The sequence below is a fragment of the Pseudomonas sp. 5.2 genome, from assembly GCF_059025405.1.
In genome coordinates this window covers 1-18,182 of sequence record NZ_JBYBHH010000024.1, presented here as the reverse complement: position 1 = coordinate 18,182, position 18,182 = coordinate 1, and the positions used below count along the sequence as shown (strand labels likewise).

Here is an 18,182-nt window from a genome sequence, read left to right as displayed (position 1 = left end):
TCAGGCCTCTGTGAATTCATTCATCATTTTTTCGATATCGCTCAGCCCATCGTCGCTCAGCGACAGGCCCTGCTCGTCCAGTGCCTGGGCGAACGCACGCAGCTCGGGGTGGGCGAAGATCAGCCGCAGGGGCAGGTCCAGGCCCAGCTCCACGTTGATGCGCGAAACCGCCTGTGCGGCCAGCAGGGAGTGGCCGCCGAGCTCGAAGAAGTTGTCGTTCAGGCCAACCTGGCCGAGGTTCAGCAATTGCGCCCAGATCTGCGCCAGTTGCTGTTGCAGTTCGGTCTGCGGCGCTTCGTAGTCGTGCTGCGGCTGGCTGGGGTCGGGCAGCGGCAGCGCCTTGCGGTCGAGCTTGCCGCTGGGGGTCAGCGGCATGTTCGGCAGGGTCACCAGGTAGGACGGGATCATGTAGTCCGGCAGGCTGGCCTTCAGGTACTGCTTAAGCGCCTGGCGCAGGTCGCCAGTGCTGCCTTCGACAGGCACGGCATAGGCGCACAGCTGCTTGCCGCTGGGCAGGTCGATGGCCAGTACCGTTGCCTCGCGCACATCCGGGTGCGCGCGCAGGTACTGCTCGATCTCGCCCAGTTCAATGCGGAAGCCGCGCACCTTCACCTGGTGGTCAGCTCGCCCGCGATAGGCCAGTTGCCCCTGCTCGTCGTAGTACCCGAGGTCGCCGGTGCGGTACAACCGGCCTCCACCCACGGGGTCGAACGGGTCGGGAATGAAGCGTTCGGCTGTCAGCGATGGGCGTTGGTGGTAACCCCGCGCCAGGCACCCAGCCCCGCCGATGAACAGTTCGCCCGACACGCCGACCGGGGTCGGCGCCAGGCCGTCGTCCAGGGCGTGCAAGGTCCGGCCTGGCAACGCTCGGCCAATCGGCACGCCGCCTGCGCTGATCTGCTCGGGCGTCATTGGCGAGCAGTCGAACGTGGTGGCGACCACGGTCGCCTCGGTCGGGCCGTAGGTGTTGAGCAGGCGCACCGCCGGCGGCCCGTCGGCCAGCCAGGCGCGCAGGGCATCTTCCGGCACCGCTTCACCGCCCACGTGGATCTGCTTGAGCCGGCCATAGGCCTCGGGTGCGCGACGCTCCAGGGCCAGTAGCCGCCAGTAGGCCGCCGGCAAGTCGGCCACAGTAACCCCGTGGCGGTTGATCTCGTCCACCAGGGTGTTGGTGTCCCACAGCCGCAGGTCGCGCAGCACCACGCAAGCGCCTTGCGCCAGCGGCGGGAAAAACTGCTCGATGAAGCCGTCGAAGCTGAAGGTGGCGAACTGCAGCACACGGTCTTCCGGGCTCAGGCGCGAGTAGTCGCCAGCCACCTGGCAGAACACCGACAAGGCATGGTGATCGATGGCCGCGCCCTTGGGCATGCCGGTGGAACCGGAGGTGTAGATGACATAGGCGAGGTTGTGCGGCGCGGCCAGGTTCGGCAGCGGCTCGGCTGGCCAGGCGTGCAGCCACTGGGTGCCGGGTTCGAGCACCACGCAAGGCAGCTGCTTATCCAACTGCAAGCGCGCCAGCGACGGCGCATCGGCCAGCAGCAGGCCGATGCCGCTGTCCTCGACCATGTACGCCAGGCGCTCTTGCGGGTAGTCCGGGTCCAGCGGCACATAGGCACCGCCAGCCTTGTGAATGGCGATCAGCGCCAGCGCCATGCCCAGGCCGCGCTCGACGGCTACACCTACCAGGCGGTCTGGGCCTACGCCCAGGGCACGCAGGCGGTGGGCCAACTGATTACTGCAGCGGTCCAGCTCGGCGTAGCTCAGTTGCTGGTCGTCAAAAATAAGCGCCACGGCGTCGGGCCGCGCACTTGCCTGACGCTCCAGCAACTGGTGCGCACACAGGCCGCTGCTGGCCTGCGGTGCCGGGTTCCAGCCTTGAGTCAGTTGACGGCGCTCAGCGTCGGCCAAGAAGTCCAGCTCGGCGATGCAGCGCTGCGGCTCGGCACAGATGGCTTCGAGCAGCGCTTGCCAGTGCCCGGCCATGCGCTCGATACGCGGGGCATCGAACAGGTCGGTGGAGTAGTTGAACGAGGCCGTTACACCGTCGGAGCGTTCCAGGGTGTTAAGCGAGATGTCGTACTGCGCGCCCGGCTCCAGCAGGTCCACTTCCCGGACCTTGAGGCCGTGCAGGGCATCGCTGGACACCTGCTCGCCCAAGTCGCGCAAGTGGTTGTACAGCACCTGGAAGAACGGGTTCACGCCCTGGTCGCGCTCGGGGTACAGGGCTTCGGCCACCTCAAGGAACGGCACGTCCTTGTTGGCCTGGGCCTGCAACGTGGTCTCCTTGATCGCGGCCAGCAGTTGCGGGAACGGCAGGCTGCCATCGACGCCCACCCGCGCCACCACCACGTTGATGAAGAAGCCGATCAGCCCTTCGAGCTCCAGGCGGTTGCGGTTGGTGACTGGCACGCCGATGTTGATCGTGTCCTTGCGGCTGTAGCGCGACAACACGATGGCATAGGCCGCCAAAAAGACATGGAACAGCGTGGCATTGGACGCCACCGCCAATGCCCGCAGGCGCTCGGTCAGGGCCAGCGGCAGGCGCACATCGAAGCGGCTGCCCTGGTAGCTTTTGACCTGCGGGCGAATACGGTCGGCGGGCAGTTCGAGGACTTCGAAGTCGTCTTCCAGGCGCGCCTTCCAATAGTCGATCTGTGCCTGCATCTGCCCCTCGGCCAGCCATTTGCGCTGCCAGGCGGCGAAGTCGGCGTACTGCACCGGCAGCGGTTCGAAGGCCCGCACCTGGCCGCTGGCGGCCGCGTTGTAGGCCGCTGCGAACTCGCGTACCAGCAGGCTCATCGACCAACCGTCGGAGACGATGTGGTGCAGGGTCAGCGACAGCAGGTGCTCCTGCGCATGCACCTTGAACAGGCGGGCACGCAGCAGTGGGCCGTGCTCCAGGTCGAACGGGGCGAAGGCTTCGGCCTCCAGCTTGCGCATTTGCGCGGCGTCGTCCTGGCCACTGAGGTCTTCGAAACCGATCGGCACCGAGGCGGCGGGCAGGATGCGTTGCCACGGCAAACCGTTGGCTTCGACGAATACCGTGCGCAGTGACTCGTGGCGCGCCACCAGCGCGTCCAGCGCGGCCTGCACCGCAGCACGGTCAAGGGGGCCTTGCATGCGCACGGCCATTGGCGTGTTGTAGGCCAGGCTTTCGGGGTTGAGCTTCCAGAACAGCCACTGGCGGTTTTGCGAGCGGGACACCGGCAGTGGCTGCTCGCGGTCGAGGATCTCGATCTCAAGCCCAGCGCCCTGCTCGCCCTCAGCCACTGCCTGGGCGAAGGCCTGCAGGTCGACCGTGTCGAACAGGGTACGCAGCGGGATGTCCAGGCCCAGGTGCTTGCGCACCCGCGATACGGCCTGGGTGGCCAGCAGCGAGTGCCCGCCCAGGGCAAAGAAGTTGTCGCTCAGGCCCACCTGCGGCACCTGCAGCACTTCAGCCCAGATCTGCGCCAGTTGCACCTGCAGCGGGGTCACCGGTGCCTGGTAAGCCGCCTGGGTGGCCACCGGCTCGGGCAGCGCCTTGACGTCGACCTTGCCGTTGACCGTGACCGGCAGTTGCGCCAGCACCATCAGGTGGGTCGGCACCATGTGCTCGGGCAGCAGGCCTTTGAGCGTGGCGCGAATCGTGTCCTGCCAAGCTTGGCTGTCTGCCGGCATTTGGCTGGGCACCAGCCAGGCAGCCAGCACCGCTTCCGGTGCCTGGCCCTTGACCCGGACCACGGCGTTGGCGACGCCTTCCAGGCTAAGCAACTGCTGCTCGATCTCGGCCAGTTCCACGCGGTAACCGCGGATTTTCACCTGGCCGTCCATGCGCCCAGCAAACTGCAGCTCGCCAGCGGCGTTGTGCCGTACCCAGTCGCCACTGCGGTACAGGCGTTCGCCGTGGGCACCACTTGGGTCGGGCACGAAGCGCTCGGCGGTGAGCGCCGGGCGGCCGAGGTAGCCACGGGCAAGGCCGGCGCCGCCGATGTACAGCTCGCCCTTGGCCTTGGCCGGCAGTGGCTGCAGGCAGCTGTCGAGCACGCTGACGGTTGCGTTGGCCAGCGGTTGGCCGAGCGACGCCTGATCGTCCAGTTCAGCCACCAGCACGCCGACCGTGGTCTCGGTCGGGCCGTAGTGGTTGAACACCTTGAGTGCCGGCGCCAGGGCGCGGATTTTGCCGAGCAGGCCCGGGCTGATGGCTTCGCCGCCCAGCACCAGGCACTGGCCAGGCAGTGCCGCGCGACCGGCGACCAACATGGCCTCCAGGTGCGAGGGCACAATCTTAACGGCGTCCACCTGGTGCTGTGCCAGGTAGGCCGCAAAGCCCTCGGCATCCAACACTTGCTCGCGCAGCATCAGGTGCAAGGTCTGGCCACCGCACAGGGCGCCGAACAGCATGGTGTGGCCGAGGTCCGCAGCCGGGGTCGAGACTTGCGCCATGCTGTGGATCTGCCCCACCGGCAGGCGTGCGGCGATGCCCTCAACGTAGTTGCCCAAGGCGCCATGGCTGATCGCGACGCCCTTGGGCTGGCCGGTGGTGCCGGAGGTGTAGATCACGTAGGCGAGGTTGGCTGCGGCAGCACTAGGGCGTGGCGTTTTTTGGCTTAGGGCTTGGGTATGTTCCCACGCCAGGCGGGAAACGCCTTCTGGCAGTTCCGCCTGCCAGTTGCCAGGCGCCAGCACCCGCTGGGTGCCGCTGTCGGTGAGCAAGTAGGCCAGGCGTTCGGCCGGTTGTTCAGGCTCCAGGGGCAGGTACGCGCCGCCCGCCTTGAGCACGCCGAGGATGCTGGCGAGCATACCGACACTGCGGTCAGCCAGCACGCCGACCAGGGTGTCTGGCTGCACGCCGGCTTCGACCAGCCTGTCGGCGATGGCCTCGGCGCGGGCGTCGAGTTCGGCGTAGCTGGCTGCCTCGCCAGCGGCAATCACTGCGGTGCGTGTGGGGTGGCGGCGGGCGGCGTCGGCAAAGCGCTGGTGAACCAGCAGCGGCTCGACCAAATGACCTGGCACACCCCGAGTGGCTGCCAGGCCAGGCAACGGCAACTCGCCCACCGCGCCAGCGGTGTCATCGGCCAGCGCCTGCACCAGGGCCAGCCATTGCTCGCCCAGGGCCTCGATCGTGGCCGCATCGAACACGTCCAGGGCATAGGTGAAGGCCGCATGCAGCTGCCCGGCACGCTCGTGGGTATCCAGCGCCAGGTCGAAACGGGCGCTGTGCTTTTCCAGGGTGATCGGCGCCAGGCTCAGCCCGGAGCGGGTCTTGATGGCTTCGACATCCGCCACCTGGGCCTGGTGGTTGAACAGCACGCGGAACAGCGGGCTGTCGGTGCTACGGGGCAGGTCCAAGGCTTCGACCAGTTGCTCGAACGGCAGGTCCTGGTGGCTCTGCGCGCCCACGGCGGTTTCGCGCACGCGCTGCAACAGGCCGGTGATATCCAGCAACGGGTCGAGCTCGGTGTGCAGCACTTGGGTATTGATGAAGCAGCCGATCAAACCCTGGCTTTCGGCGCGGTTGCGGTTGGCGATGGGCACGCCGACGCGGATTGCGCCCTGCCCGCTGTAGCGCTGCAGCAGCAGCTTGAAGGCCGCCAGCAAAACCATGAACAAGGTAACGTTGTGCCGACGCGCCAGGCCGCGCAGGCGCTCGGCGACATCGGCAGCAATCGGGAATGCGTGGCGAGCGCCGCGGTAGCTTGGCCGGCCTTTGCGGGTGCGGTCCAGCGGCAGCTCCAGTGGGGCGTGATCATCGCCCAGGCGCGCCTGCCAGTACGCCAGCTGGCGGTCCTGCTCACCGGCCTCGAGCCAGCTGCGCTGCCACAGGGCGTAGTCACGGTACTGGATCGGCAGGGGCTCGAGTGTGGCTGGGGTGCCGGCCACGGCGGCGTCGTACAGGTGCAGGAATTCGTCGATCAGCACGTTCATCGACCAGCCATCGGCGACGATGTGGTGCAGGGTGAGCAGCAGGACATGTTCCTGCGCTGCCAGTTGCAGCAGGCGCACGCGCAGCAGCGGGCCGGTGGCCAGGTCGAAAGGCGCGAGGGCCTCTGCTTCGGCAATCGATTCGAGGGTGTGTTGGCGGGCCGCTTCGGCCAGTTCGCTCAGGCAGTCCTGGCGCAATTGCAGCGGGGCCGCGACGGCATCCACGTGCTGACGCACATCATCGCCGTCGGCGACAAAGCGGGTGCGCAGGGTTTCGTGGCGGGCGACCAAGGCGTCGAAGGCGTGTTGCAGGGCGCTCAGGTCCAATGGGCCATTCAGGCGCACGGCCATCGGCAGGTTGTAGGCTGCGCCTTGGGGGTCGAGCTGCCAGAGGAACCACATGCGCCGCTGGGCGTAGGACAACCGGTCACGCTCGTCGACCTCGACACCCGGCGCAATCGGCAACACCGAGAAGTCCATGCCCTCGCCCTGCAACGCCTTGAGGAACAGGCGACGCTTGTCGGGGCTGAGTTCGATGAAGCGGCGGGCGAGTTTGAGCGTCTGTTCAGCATTCATGTCGAGCGGTGTCCTGGCAGTCGAGCGGTAACTGTCAGACGAAGGCATGGGGGGCTGATTTAGGGGTGGCCAGTTTTGGGGGCTGCTGGGCGCATGCCTTAAGGGTTGTGGCGCCTATGAGATCGAGCGCCGCCCGCGCGGCGCTTCGCAGCACAAGGCTGCTCCTACATCTGTCTCCGGCCAGTAAAGCCTGTGATAGAGGCGCGCGACCGCCTTGTTTGTTCGACTCGATATCGTGTCAGGCGCCAAGGGGCCGCGCGCTGATGCCTCAGGAATAATTGGCCCGAAACAGATGTAGGAGCAGCCTTGTGCTGCGAAGCGCCGCGCGGGCGGCGCTCGATCTCACAGGCGACAAAACTCCCAAGGCATGCACCTCCTCACCGCCCCACCTGCGAATGCCCCTCCGCCATCGCCACCACCACCTTGCGCTTCCCCGTAAACGGCGAACGCGCATGCGCCGCGAGCATGTTGTCGAGCATCAGCACATCATTCTCCAGCCAAGGGAAACTGATAGTGCACTCATCCAACACCCCGCGTATCTCATCAAGCAACGCGTCCTCAATGATCGAGCCATCGCCGTAATACACATTACGCGGCAGGTCCTCTTCCTCGACGATGTCCATCAACGCCTCCCGCACCTCCGGCTGCAGGTTAGACACATGGAACAGGTGCGCCTGGTTGAACCACACGTCCTCCCCCGTCACCGGATGACGCGCCACCACCTGGCAGCGTTGGCGTGTGCGCAACTCGCCATCCTCCTTCCAGATGCACTCAATGGCATGCGCACGGCAGTAGGCCTCGACCTGCCGCGGGTCTTCGGTGTTGAACACCTGCGACCATTCCACGTCCAGGCCGTTGCCGTAGTTACGTACATACATCAGGCCCTTCTCGACCAAGCGCTCGCGAATACGCGCTGGCATCCGCCGATACACCTCGCGGCTGTCAGCAATCGGCGTCTCGCCGCCGGTCTCGGCGGGGATCACGCTGTAGAACCAGATCTTCATCGGCCACTCGAGGGTGTAGGCCTGCTCGTTGTGCAGCGGGATGCTCTGGTGCGCCGGGTACTCGGTCGAGGTGTAAACGCCTTGGGTCACGTTGCTGCGCGGCGTGGATCCGAACTCGTAGTTGAGCAGCGGGTGGCCGAACGCGGCGGCGAACTGGCGAAAAGCCTCAGCCCCGCCCACCTGGAAGCCCCTGAACAGGATGCCGCCTGCGTGCAGCAGGTGGCGGTCAACCAGCGGTTTCAGCTCGTCGAACGCGTCGAGCAGGTCGATGCCAGGCTCCGGCGCGCGCACCAACAACGGCAGGTCGCCGCGGGCAGCGTCCAGGGGTTCGATCGCAAAGCTCAGCAATTCACTCATGTACCGTCACCTCAAGCCAGGGCCGCCGTGGCGGCGAAAGGGATGCTGCGCCATCAGGGCGCCTGACTAGATGAACGAGCATGCCCGGCAGAAATTCACCCGCGCGAACACACAGGTAAAGCGAACGCGCGCCGGTTCGTCTGAACGATGTGCACCCTTTTATCGTCCAGGAACCCTACATGACTCGCCAGCTTCTGCTCCTCGCCTTGCTTGCCGCGGCCCCTGCCGTCGCCTGGTCGGCCGAGCACTGCGCCGTGGAAATACACGGCACCGACCAGATGACCTTCGACAAGGCCGAAATCACCATCCCCAAGGCCTGCACGTCGTTCACCGTCACCCTCGCCCACCCTGGCGAAATGCCGAAGAACGTCATGGGTCATAACTGGGTCCTGAGCACCCAGGCAGATATGCAAGGCGTGCTGGACGACGGCCTGAAGGCAGGCGAGGCACAGGACTACGTGAAGCCAGGCGATACCCGGGTCATCGCCCATACCCGCCTGATTGGCGGTGGCGAAAAAGACAGCGTCACCCTCGACACCCGTTCGTTGAAGGCCGGCACTGCCTACAGCTTCTACTGCTCGTTCCCGTTCCACAGCACCTTGATGAAGGGCACCCTGGCCCTCGGGAGCTGACCCCGCCGCGCCGCCCACCTCCACTCCCTCACCGAGATCGCGCTTCATGAAAACGTCTTCCCCCGGGGCCATCCGCGAATTGCTGGGCCTGCTCAAACCCTACCGCCCAGCGGTCATCGTCTCGGTGCTGCTGGGCATGGTCGGCGGCCTGGCCGTGACCGCGCTGCTGGCCACCGTCAACCAGGGCCTGCATGCCCCCGACGGCATGAGCCAGGGCGTGATCCTGGCCTTCGCCGGCCTGTGCGTGCTGGCGCTGGTGAGCAGCGTGGCCGCCGACAGTGGCACCAACTACGTTGGCCAGAAGGTCATCGCCCGGCTGCGCAAAGACCTCGGCGCCAAGGTGCTGTCGGCGCCGATCGAGCAGATCGAGCGCTACCGCACCCACCGCCTGATCCCGGTGCTGACCCGTGACGTCGACACCATCAGCGACTTCGCCTTCGCCTTCGCCCCGCTGGCCATCTCGCTGACCACCGTGACTGGCTGCCTGGCCTACCTGGCCTGGCTGTCGTGGCCGATCTTCCTCATCACCCTGGTGGCGATCGGCATCGGCAGCGCCGTGCAGTACGTGGCCCGGCAAAAAGGCGTGGCCGGTTTCAACGCCGCCCGCGATGCCGAGGACAACCTGCAAAAGCACTACTCGGCGATTGCCGAAGGCGCCAAAGAGCTGCGCATCGACCGCCGCCGCCGCCATGCCATGCTGACCCGCAACATCCAGGGCACCGCCGACTTCATCGCCAACACCCACATCCGCGCCATCAACATTTTCGTGGCCGCCAAGAGCCTCGGGTCGATGCTGTTCTTCGTGGTCATCGGCCTGACCCTGGCCCTGCAGTCGCTGTGGCCGAGCAACGACCCGGCCGTAATGAGCGGGTTCGTGCTGGTGCTGCTGTACATGAAAGGCCCGCTGGAGACACTGATCGGCAACCTGCCGATTCTCGGCCGCGCGCAAGTGGCGTTCCGCCGCATCGCCGACCTGTCCGAGCGCTTTTCCTCGCCCGAACCGCACCTGCTGCTGGACCAGCCGATCAAGCACACCGCCCCCGGCAGCGCGCACCTGGAGCTGCACAATGTCGAATACGCCTACCCACCGGTGGACGGTAACGAACCCTTCCGCGTCGGGCCGGTGAACCTGAGCATCGCGCCGGGCGAGATCCTGTTCATCGTCGGCGAAAACGGCTGCGGCAAGACCTCGCTGATCAAGCTGCTGCTGGGCCTGTATACCCCGCAACGCGGCGAAGTGCGCCTGAACGGCAAGGCCGTTGACCCGCAAGGGCTGGACGACTACCGCCAGCTGTTCACCACCGTGTTCGCCGACTACTACCTGTTCGAAGACCTGCCCGAGCACGAGCACAGCCTGCCCAGCGATGCCACGCGCTACCTGGAGCGGCTGGAAATCGCCCATAAGGTGAGCGTGCGCGATGGTGCGTTTACCACCACCGACCTTTCCACCGGCCAACGCAAACGCCTGGCGCTGGTCAACGCCTGGCTGGATGGGCGGCCGGTATTGGTGTTTGACGAATGGGCGGCGGACCAGGACCCGACCTTCCGCCGGGTGTTCTACACCGAGCTGCTGCCGGACCTGAAGCGGTTGGGCAAGACCATCATCGTGATCTCGCATGATGACCGCTACTTCGATACGGCGGACAAGGTGGTGCACCTGAGCCGCGGGAAGGTGGTCGAGGCGTTGGAGCCGGCGTGAGCTAGCGTAGCGCGGGCTTGAGGGGCGGTCACGGCAATGACCGCCTTTTTTGTGCGCCCTGATAATGCAGGGGGATAGCCAGGTGGTTGTGTTGGTATTTTGCCTTCGATGCTGTGATTTCTGTAATTCCCTCTGTCCCTGGCCTCGCAAGCGTCGCGATAGACGCGATAGACGCGATACGGGGTGGGAAAATATAGCAAGCTTCGGAAAAACGCTGACGACTGCCGAAAACGCGCCTTGGACGCCTGTCAGTTCCCCCTCAAAATTCACAAAAAACAGTTCAAACCAAATTCAAGCAGACCGCACGCCCGAGGCAGCAATCGACGCTAAATCTAATGGCTACAAACACAGCACCTCGAAAGACGGATCCGTCCCCACTCACCAATAGCCAGAAAAACCTATAGATTCTATGAAAAAGCCACGAGCACCGGCGGCCCGTCAGCTGCGATGCGCATGACAGGTGGCAAAAAAGATCTGACAAAAATACGATTTGGATCAACACCATGATGCTAAAGTTAAATTTTCAAGACACCGTTGATATTACAACCAAAATCTCTGAGCATTTAGCGTTTGACAAGGAGCTCCCACAGAACGTATTCAAATATCGTGATTGTGTTTTCTATTTTATAGAAAGGCCCATGCTGGACAATGACACGGTAATGGCGTCACTTATCGACTCCAGCACCCATCAATTTTGCGCACCGGTGATCGTCAAATATCTGGGTGAGGCCACTCAAGAGGGTAGCTGCCTTTCCTTCAGTGGAAAGAATACCCTCAATGACCTTGAAGAATTTGAGCATGGCAACAGGACTTTTTTTGACGGCACGCTCGATTACCCGATAGTTCTATGTAGCCGCAACATGGAATGGCTAGCCATTGAAAGCGCATGCGACGAATTGGCGGTAATAGCGGTCAAGCGAGAATTCTTTAATGGCGAGTTCAAAGAGGTGATCCATGATCACTTCATTTCCATTGGCGAACTTGCAGCCATTTCAAAAAAACCTGGGCCCGATGGGACGCTCGCGCAAACCTATCTGAAAAATTTTGGCATCACGCAACAATAATGACTCCAGCAACACCAAGTGCGAGGGCGCTGCCCTCGCTCCTCTTGTACCAATCGTTGCGACGGGAGCTGATTAACTGATCGCTAAGGTCCGGGCTGTGCTATCACGCCCGGCCCGGACCTTCCACACACAGCATTACTCAGCGCAACACGGCGGGATAATCAGTTAATCAGTGGCTCACCCCTCACTCAATCCAGGCCGTATGAGCTGCAACTGTTGCCGATACTCATCCGTCACCTGGCGGGCCGTGCTGGCATCACTCACCACCTTCGGCGTGATCAGCACGATCAACTCGGTACGGCCATGGCTACGCTGCGTATCGCTGAACAGCCAGCCCACCCCAGGCACCCTGCCCAACCAAGGCACACGGCTCTGACTGTCGGCCTCGTTCTGTTTGATCAAGCCCCCCAGCAACACCGTCTGGCCGCTTTGCACCGCTACCTGGGGGGAGACTGCTCGCGTCGAGATACTTGGGTAACCCGTACAAATATGTGGACCCTGATGGCAAGCAAGCATTGAGTCAGACGCTTAGTAGTTTCTTTGCTCGGTTGCTTAGCGCGCTGACCGGTCGCACCATCACGACAAACTCCAACAACGGCTCAAACCAGGACCTTGGTGGGTTTGAATCTTCATTCAAGCTTGACAATACGCCTTCGTGGGCAGATCAAGACAACACCTCTAGCTGGAAAAACCGCCTGAGCTTCAACGAGGAGCACAATGAGGCATCGGATGATGATTTCGAAATCCCTGATGCGCCGGTTGGAAAGCTGACGGCTCGGGATGATAAATGGTGGAAAAACCAAGGTGTTGATGCACACGAGGAAAAAGCTAACTATGGGGACTCACGGCGAAACCTCGCCATCGACTCCCGCTCTAATGTTTGGACTGTAGATCGGTTCAAATCAACAAACCCCGAATTCCTCGGCCGCTTGAAAGACATGCGAAGGAAATGATAATGCACAACCTCTCATGGGAAAAAGACCTGACCCAAACGCCTGCTGGTCATCAATCCCGCATGCAAGCTTATATCTCCCCTCCAGGGGCACGCCAGCTGGTGAGCGCCTTGATGCACGAGGCCACAACAATCAGCGCAACCTTCTCGGACGAAGCGCTGCTTGTTTTCAAATTAACACTCGGCATTTCAGTATTTGAGAAGAAGACTGGGACGTTCTACGGCCTCTATGCGTCTGACACGGACAGTGATGCCTTGCCCAATTTCTGTATCCGCAAGGCCACATGGAGGATGGCTTTTGGCAATGTAGACAAAGTTCTGGAAAGCCTCGAATCAACGAGTAGTTTCTTCAGAAACTCACAACTGCCACTCGCTCATTCAGCGTTCGTCACAGAGGCCTGCAACGGAATAATTAGAAACATTGAAGTAACCCCCAGAACACCGCCAAGCGAGGACCCTCGAATACTGCGATATTATGCCCTAGAAGGTGACTATTCCCTCAGGGGGGAATACCGTGCATTCGACATGCATTCCGCTTACGTAGAGCAACTTTTTATGCACCTTGAAGCCTTGCATCAATCCACTGAAACACAGGGCAGCATACTTCCTGTACCCGGAACTTTTCGTATTTCCTATACGTTCGACGGGTTCGACTTCTTGAGATAGCACACCCCTAATACACAAGCACTTGCATCCGATTACAGATTTTGGGCCAGAGAGGGCTGCAAAGCAGCCCCAGTGGGTAGAAATCAGATCAACCAGCGATATAACAGATACGCCACCACCACCGCCAACACCGGCCGCAGAATGCGGTAGGCCTTGGGGTTGGCGCGCTTGAACTGCTTCACGTGGCTACTGATCTTGTTGCTGAAACGCTTGCTCCAGGCATACGCCTGGTTGATCCCGCCGACGCGCTCGTCGTCGGTGTTCTGCGGCGCGGTGGCGCGGCCGAGGAAGGCACTGACTTGGCGGTTGATGCGGGTCATCAGCGGGCTGCTCAGCGGGCGTTCGATGTCGCAGAACAGGATCACGCGGGTGACGTCGGTCTCGTTCTTGACCCAGTGCACGTAGGTTTCGTCGAACATCACGTCCTCGCCGTCACGCCAGGCATACACCTGGCCATCGACGTAGATGCGGCAGTCGTCGGAATTGGGCGTGGACAAGCCCAGGTGATAGCGCAAAGAGCCGGCGAACGGGTCGCGGTGCGGGTTCAGGTGGCTGCCACCGGGCAGCAAGGCGAACATCGCGCCCTTGACGTTAGGGATGCTGCTGACCAGCTCGACGGTGCGCGGGCACAAGGCCTCGGCCGACGGCAGCGGTTTGTCGTACCACTTCAGGTAGAAGCGCTTCCAGCCCTTCTTGAAGAACGAACCGAAGCCGGCGTCGTTGTCTTTTTCAGCTGCGCGAATGTAGCCCTCGTCGAACAGGCGCATGGCCTCTTCACGGATTTCCTGCCAGTTGTCCTTCAGCACATCCAGCTCGGGGAAGCGCTGGCGGTCCAGGTACGGCTTGGACGGCACGCCAGAAAACAGGTACATCAAGGCGTTATAGGGGGCGAACAGCGCCGAATGGTTGACGAACTGGCGCAACACCGGCAGGCGCGCCTTGCCGCGCAGGTGCACGAACAGCACGCTGCCGAAAAACACCAGCAGGACACCCGCCTTGGCTGCAAAGGAAAAGGTCATGCAACACTCCTTGGAAAGGAAGCAGGCCTGCGCCGCCTGCTCCCGAAAAAATCATCCGGCCATCATAAACCCATCCCGCCCCGGTAAAAACAACCTGGGCGGGATCTCATTCATGAAGATTCTGCAATAAACCGGTTTACCGAGTGTTGCGCCTGATCAGAGGACGAGGCGATTACTGCTGGTTTTCCTGCTCGCTGAACATATCGCTGAACAGCATGCTCGACAGGTAACGCTCGCCAGAGTCGGGCAGGATTACGACGATGGTCTTACCCTGCATCTCTGGTTTTTCCGCCAGGCGCACTGCCGCCGCCATCGCTGCGCCACAGGAAATACCGCACAAAATACCCTCTTCCTGCATCAGCCGAATGGCCATGGCCTTGGACTCTTCGTCGGTCACCGTCTCGACCTGGTCGACCATGGAGAGGTCGAGGTTCTTCGGCACAAAGCCCGCGCCAATGCCCTGGATCTTGTGCGGGCTGGGCTTGAGTTCTTCACCGGCCAGGGTCTGGCTGATCAACGGCGAGGCCACCGGCTCCACCGCCACCGACAGGATCGACTTGCCCTGGGTCTGCTTGATGTAGCGCGAAACGCCGGTGATGGTACCGCCAGTGCCCACACCGGCCACCAGCACATCGACGGCGCCGTCGGTGTCGTTCCAGATCTCCGGGCCGGTGGTCTTTTCATGGATTGCCGGGTTGGCCGGGTTTTCGAACTGGCCTGGCTGGAAGTACTGGGCCGGGTCGGAGTTGACGATTTCGTTGGCCTTCTCGATGGCGCCCTTCATGCCCTTGGCCGGCTCGGTCAGCACCAATTCGGCACCCAAGGCCTTGAGCACTTTGCGCCGTTCAAGGCTCATCGAGGCCGGCATGGTCAGGATCAGCTTGTAGCCACGGGCGGCGGCAACGAACGCCAGGCCAATGCCGGTGTTGCCCGAGGTGGGCTCGACGATGGTCATGCCGGGTTTGAGCTTGCCGCTGCTTTCGGCGTCCCAGACCATGTTCGCGCCGATCCGGCATTTGACCGAGTAGCCCGGGTTGCGCCCTTCGATCTTGGCCAGGATGGTCACCCCACGCGGGGCGATGCGGTTGATCTGCACCAGCGGCGTGTTACCGATGGAATGGGCGTTGTCTGCGTAGATACGGCTCATGGCAGGGGTCCTTGAACATGAAGATGCAGGGAAAGACTTCAAGGGTAAGCCTGCCCCGTTGGCCCGTAAAGCCTGTTCGAACTCCCAGGCGGCGGCTGCGGTCAACCGCACATCCAGCCTAGGAGAACCTTCGATGAAAGGTCGCTACCGCTGGCCGCTGGTCGGCCTGGCCAGCCTGGTCGTGCTGCTGGTGGCCCTGCACCTGGCCCTGCCCTACCTGGTGCGCGACTACCTCAACGACAAGCTGGCCGACATGGGTGACTACCGCGGCCAGGTCGTCGACGTCGACCTGGCCTGGTGGCGCGGCGCTTACCAGATCAACGGCCTGAAGATCGTCAAGACCAGCGGCAAGGTCCCGGTGCCGCTGCTCGATGCGCCCTTGATCGACCTGTCGGTGAGCTGGCACGCGTTGTGGCACGACCGCGCCGTAGTGGCCGAGGTGACCTTCGTGCGGCCAGCGCTGAACTTTGTCGACGGCGGCAGCAAGCAGGCGTCACAGACCGGCCGCGGCACCGATTGGCGCCAACAACTGGAAAAACTGCTGCCGATCACCCTCAACGAAGTACGCATCGAAGACGGCGTGCTGACCTTTCGCAACTTCACCTCCAAGCCCCCCGTTAACCTCAAGGCCACCCGGCTCGACGCCAGCATTCGTAACCTGACCAACGTGCGCAACGAAAAAGGCCGACGCGACGCCAGTTTCGACGCCCATGCCGTGTTGTTCGGGGATGCCAAGGTCGAGAGCCGCGCTACCTTCGACCCGTTCAGCGACTTCGACGACTTCGAATTCCGCCTGCGCGCCACTGACATTCAGTTGCGCAAGCTCAATGACTTTGCCAGCGCTTATGGCAAGTTCGACTTCAATGCCGGGCATGGCGACCTGGTGATCGAAGCCCAGGCTGAGAAGGGCCGGCTTACGGGCTATATCAAGCCGTTGCTGCGCGATGTCGATGTGTTCAACTGGCAGCAGGACGTGCAGAACAAGGACAAGGGCTTTTTCCGCTCGGTGTGGGAGGCGCTGGTGGGGGGCACCGAATCGGTGTTGAAAAACCAGCCGAAAAACCAGTTCGCCACCCGGGTGGAGCTTAGTGGCAGTGTGCACAAGCAGGATGTCAGTGCCTTCGAGGCGTTTTTGCAGATCCTGCGTAATGGCTTTGTCCAGGCGTTCAATGCCCGGTATGAGCAGCCTGCGCCAAAGTCCGACTGAAAGCGCGTGACGGGGCATTCAGGGACTGAATACCCGGTCTGCGTTTGCAGGCGCCGAGCCCCGCGTTATAGTCGGTAACAAATCAACAATAGGTACTGGCTGTTATGGCCCTATCGCCGGCAAGCCGGCTCCCACAGGGATACCACAGTTCTCAAGGCTTGTGGTGCTCCTGTGGGAGCGGGCTTGCCCCGCGAAAAGGCCGGCACAGCCACCCGCAGAGGACACTCCCATGAAGTTCGAAGGCACCCGCGACTACGTCGCCACAGACGACCTGAAACTGGCGGTAAACGCGGCCATCACCCTCGAACGCCCGCTGCTGGTCAAAGGCGAACCGGGCACTGGCAAGACCATGCTCGCCGAACAGCTCGCCGCCTCCTTCGGCGCCCGGCTGATCACCTGGCACATCAAGTCCACCACCAAGGCCCACCAGGGCCTCTACGAGTACGATGCGGTCAGCCGCCTGCGCGACTCGCAGTTGGGCACCGAAAAAGTCCACGATGTGCGCAATTACCTGAAAAAGGGCAAGCTCTGGGAAGCCTTCGAGGCTGAAGAGCGGGTCATCCTGCTGATCGACGAAATCGACAAGGCCGACATCGAGTTCCCCAACGACCTGCTGCAAGAACTCGACAAGATGGAGTTCTATGTCTACGAAACCGACGAGACCATCAAGGCCAAGCAGCGCCCGATCATCATCATTACCTCGAACAACGAAAAAGAACTGCCCGACGCCTTCCTGCGCCGCTGCTTCTTCCACTACATCGCCTTCCCCGACCGCGCCACGCTGCAACAGATCGTCGACGTGCATTACCCGAACATCAAGCAATCGCTGGTCAGCGAGGCGCTGGACGTGTTCTTCGATGTGCGCAAGGTGCCGGGCCTGAAGAAAAAGCCCTCCACCTCCGAGCTGGTCGACTGGCTCAAGCTGCTGATGGCCGACAACATCGGCGAAGCAGTGCTGCGCGAGCGCGACCCAACCAAGGCCATCCCGCCCCTGGCGGGCGCCCTGGTGAAGAACGAGCAGGACGTTCAATTGCTCGAGCGCCTGGCGTTCATGAGCCGACGCGGCAACCGCTGAGGGGCCGGCCATGCTGCTCAACCTGTTCAACGAAATGCGCGCGGCCAAGGTGCCGGTGTCGGTACGCGAATTGCTCGACCTGCTCAATGCCCTGCAAAAACGCGTGGTGTTCGCCGACATGGACGAGTTCTACTACCTGGCACGGGCGATCCTGGTGAAGGACGAGCGGCATTTCGACAAATTCGACCGAGCATTCTCGGCCTACTTCAAGGGCCTGGAAAACCTCGACCGCCACCTTGAAGCGCTGATCCCCGAAGACTGGCTGCGCAAGGAGTTCGAGCGCTCGCTCACCGATGAAGAACGCGCGCAAATCCAGTCGCTGGGTGGCCTGGACAAGCTAATCGAGGAATTCAAGAAACGCCTTGAAGAGCAAAAGGAACGCCACGCCGGCGGCAACAAGTGGATCGGCACCGGCGGCACCAGCCCATTCGGTTCAGGCGGTTTCAACCCCGAAGGCATCCGCGTGGGCGAGGCTGGCCAGCGCCAGGGCAAGGCGGTGAAGGTGTGGGACCAGCGCGAGTACAAGAACCTCGACGACCAGGTCGAACTGGGCACGCGCAACATCAAGCTGGCCTTGCGCCGGCTGCGCAAGTTCGCCCGTGAAGGCGCTGCCGAAGAGCTGGATATCGACGGCACCATCGACCACACCGCACGCGACGCCGGGTTGCTGAACATCCAGATGCGCCCGGAGCGGCGCAACACCGTCAAGCTGCTGTTGCTGTTCGACATCGGTGGCTCGATGGATGCCCACGTCAAAGTCTGCGAAGAGCTGTTTTCGGCCTGCAAGACCGAGTTCAAGCACCTGGAGTACTACTACTTCCACAACTTCGTGTACGAGTCGGTGTGGAGGAACAACCTACGGCGCACCTCGGAGCGGTTC

At 62.6% G+C, this 18,182-nt stretch carries 12 protein-coding genes and 1 pseudogene; 8 read left to right on the top strand and 5 right to left on the bottom strand.

Translation table 11 applies throughout. The annotated features are described in order from the left end of the window. Together AC5PZ0_RS26485 and AC5PZ0_RS26480 are read right to left on the bottom strand one after the other, a co-directional pair. Positions 1–6,480, bottom strand: a complete 6,480-nt coding sequence (locus tag AC5PZ0_RS26485; RefSeq protein ID WP_493856053.1) for an amino acid adenylation domain-containing protein — start codon at positions 6,478–6,480, stop codon at positions 1–3. A 377-nt stretch (positions 6,481–6,857) separates the two neighbouring features. Continuing rightward, the gene (locus tag AC5PZ0_RS26480) at positions 6,858–7,841 is read right to left on the bottom strand and encodes a TauD/TfdA family dioxygenase (RefSeq protein WP_493856052.1); all 984 of its coding nucleotides are present in this window, start codon (positions 7,839–7,841) and stop codon (positions 6,858–6,860) included. A 179-nt stretch (positions 7,842–8,020) separates the two neighbouring features. Between AC5PZ0_RS26480 and azu the strand changes: the two genes are divergently transcribed. The 3 genes from azu to AC5PZ0_RS26465 all read left to right on the top strand — a co-directional run bounded on the left by azu (position 8,021) and on the right by AC5PZ0_RS26465 (position 11,236). After that, positions 8,021–8,473, top strand: coding sequence for an azurin (gene azu / locus AC5PZ0_RS26475; RefSeq protein WP_265968501.1), 453 nt, complete (start codon positions 8,021–8,023; stop codon positions 8,471–8,473). 46 nt (positions 8,474–8,519) lie between these two features. After that, a complete protein-coding gene (locus AC5PZ0_RS26470) occupies positions 8,520–10,172 on the top strand; it encodes a cyclic peptide export ABC transporter (RefSeq protein ID WP_238215939.1) in 1,653 nt (550 codons plus the stop codon). A 638-nt stretch (positions 10,173–10,810) separates the two neighbouring features. Then, a complete protein-coding gene (locus tag AC5PZ0_RS26465) occupies positions 10,811–11,236 on the top strand; it encodes a hypothetical protein (protein ID WP_454243090.1) in 426 nt (141 codons plus the stop codon). Between the two features lie 177 nt (positions 11,237–11,413). Here the strand turns inward: AC5PZ0_RS26465 and AC5PZ0_RS26460 are convergent. After that, a pseudogene (locus AC5PZ0_RS26460) lies at positions 11,414–11,716 on the bottom strand (type II secretion system protein GspD); the annotation flags it as partial. Here AC5PZ0_RS26460 and AC5PZ0_RS26455 point away from each other — a divergent pair. Next, positions 11,707–12,189: a hypothetical protein gene (locus AC5PZ0_RS26455; protein ID WP_493856062.1), complete on the top strand. Its 483-nt coding sequence runs from the start codon at positions 11,707–11,709 to the stop codon at positions 12,187–12,189. The pseudogene AC5PZ0_RS26460 and the gene AC5PZ0_RS26455 overlap by 10 nt on opposite strands. A gap of 2 nt (positions 12,190–12,191) precedes the next feature. Next, positions 12,192–12,854, top strand: coding sequence for a hypothetical protein (locus AC5PZ0_RS26450; RefSeq protein ID WP_454243089.1), 663 nt, complete (start codon positions 12,192–12,194; stop codon positions 12,852–12,854). A gap of 83 nt (positions 12,855–12,937) precedes the next feature. Here AC5PZ0_RS26450 and AC5PZ0_RS26445 read toward each other — a convergent pair whose 3' ends face one another. Together AC5PZ0_RS26445 and cysK are read right to left on the bottom strand one after the other, a co-directional pair. Continuing rightward, the gene (locus AC5PZ0_RS26445; protein WP_238215933.1) at positions 12,938–13,873 is read right to left on the bottom strand and encodes an aspartyl/asparaginyl beta-hydroxylase domain-containing protein; all 936 of its coding nucleotides are present in this window, start codon (positions 13,871–13,873) and stop codon (positions 12,938–12,940) included. A gap of 172 nt (positions 13,874–14,045) precedes the next feature. Further along, positions 14,046–15,020: a cysteine synthase A gene (cysK, locus tag AC5PZ0_RS26440; RefSeq protein ID WP_027594589.1), complete on the bottom strand. Its 975-nt coding sequence runs from the start codon at positions 15,018–15,020 to the stop codon at positions 14,046–14,048. 133 nt (positions 15,021–15,153) lie between these two features. Between cysK and AC5PZ0_RS26435 the strand changes: the two genes are divergently transcribed. The 3 genes from AC5PZ0_RS26435 to AC5PZ0_RS26425 all read left to right on the top strand — a co-directional run. Next, positions 15,154–16,227 (top strand): DUF748 domain-containing protein, encoded by a 1,074-nt coding sequence (locus AC5PZ0_RS26435; RefSeq protein ID WP_493856051.1) that lies wholly within the window; start codon positions 15,154–15,156, stop codon positions 16,225–16,227. 229 nt (positions 16,228–16,456) lie between these two features. After that, positions 16,457–17,302 (top strand): AAA family ATPase, encoded by an 846-nt coding sequence (locus AC5PZ0_RS26430; RefSeq protein WP_027594591.1) that lies wholly within the window; start codon positions 16,457–16,459, stop codon positions 17,300–17,302. Positions 17,303–17,312: 10 nt separating this feature from the next. Beyond that, positions 17,313–18,182, top strand: an 870-nt coding sequence (locus AC5PZ0_RS26425; RefSeq protein WP_493856050.1) for a vWA domain-containing protein, incomplete at its 3' end; no start/stop codon positions are given.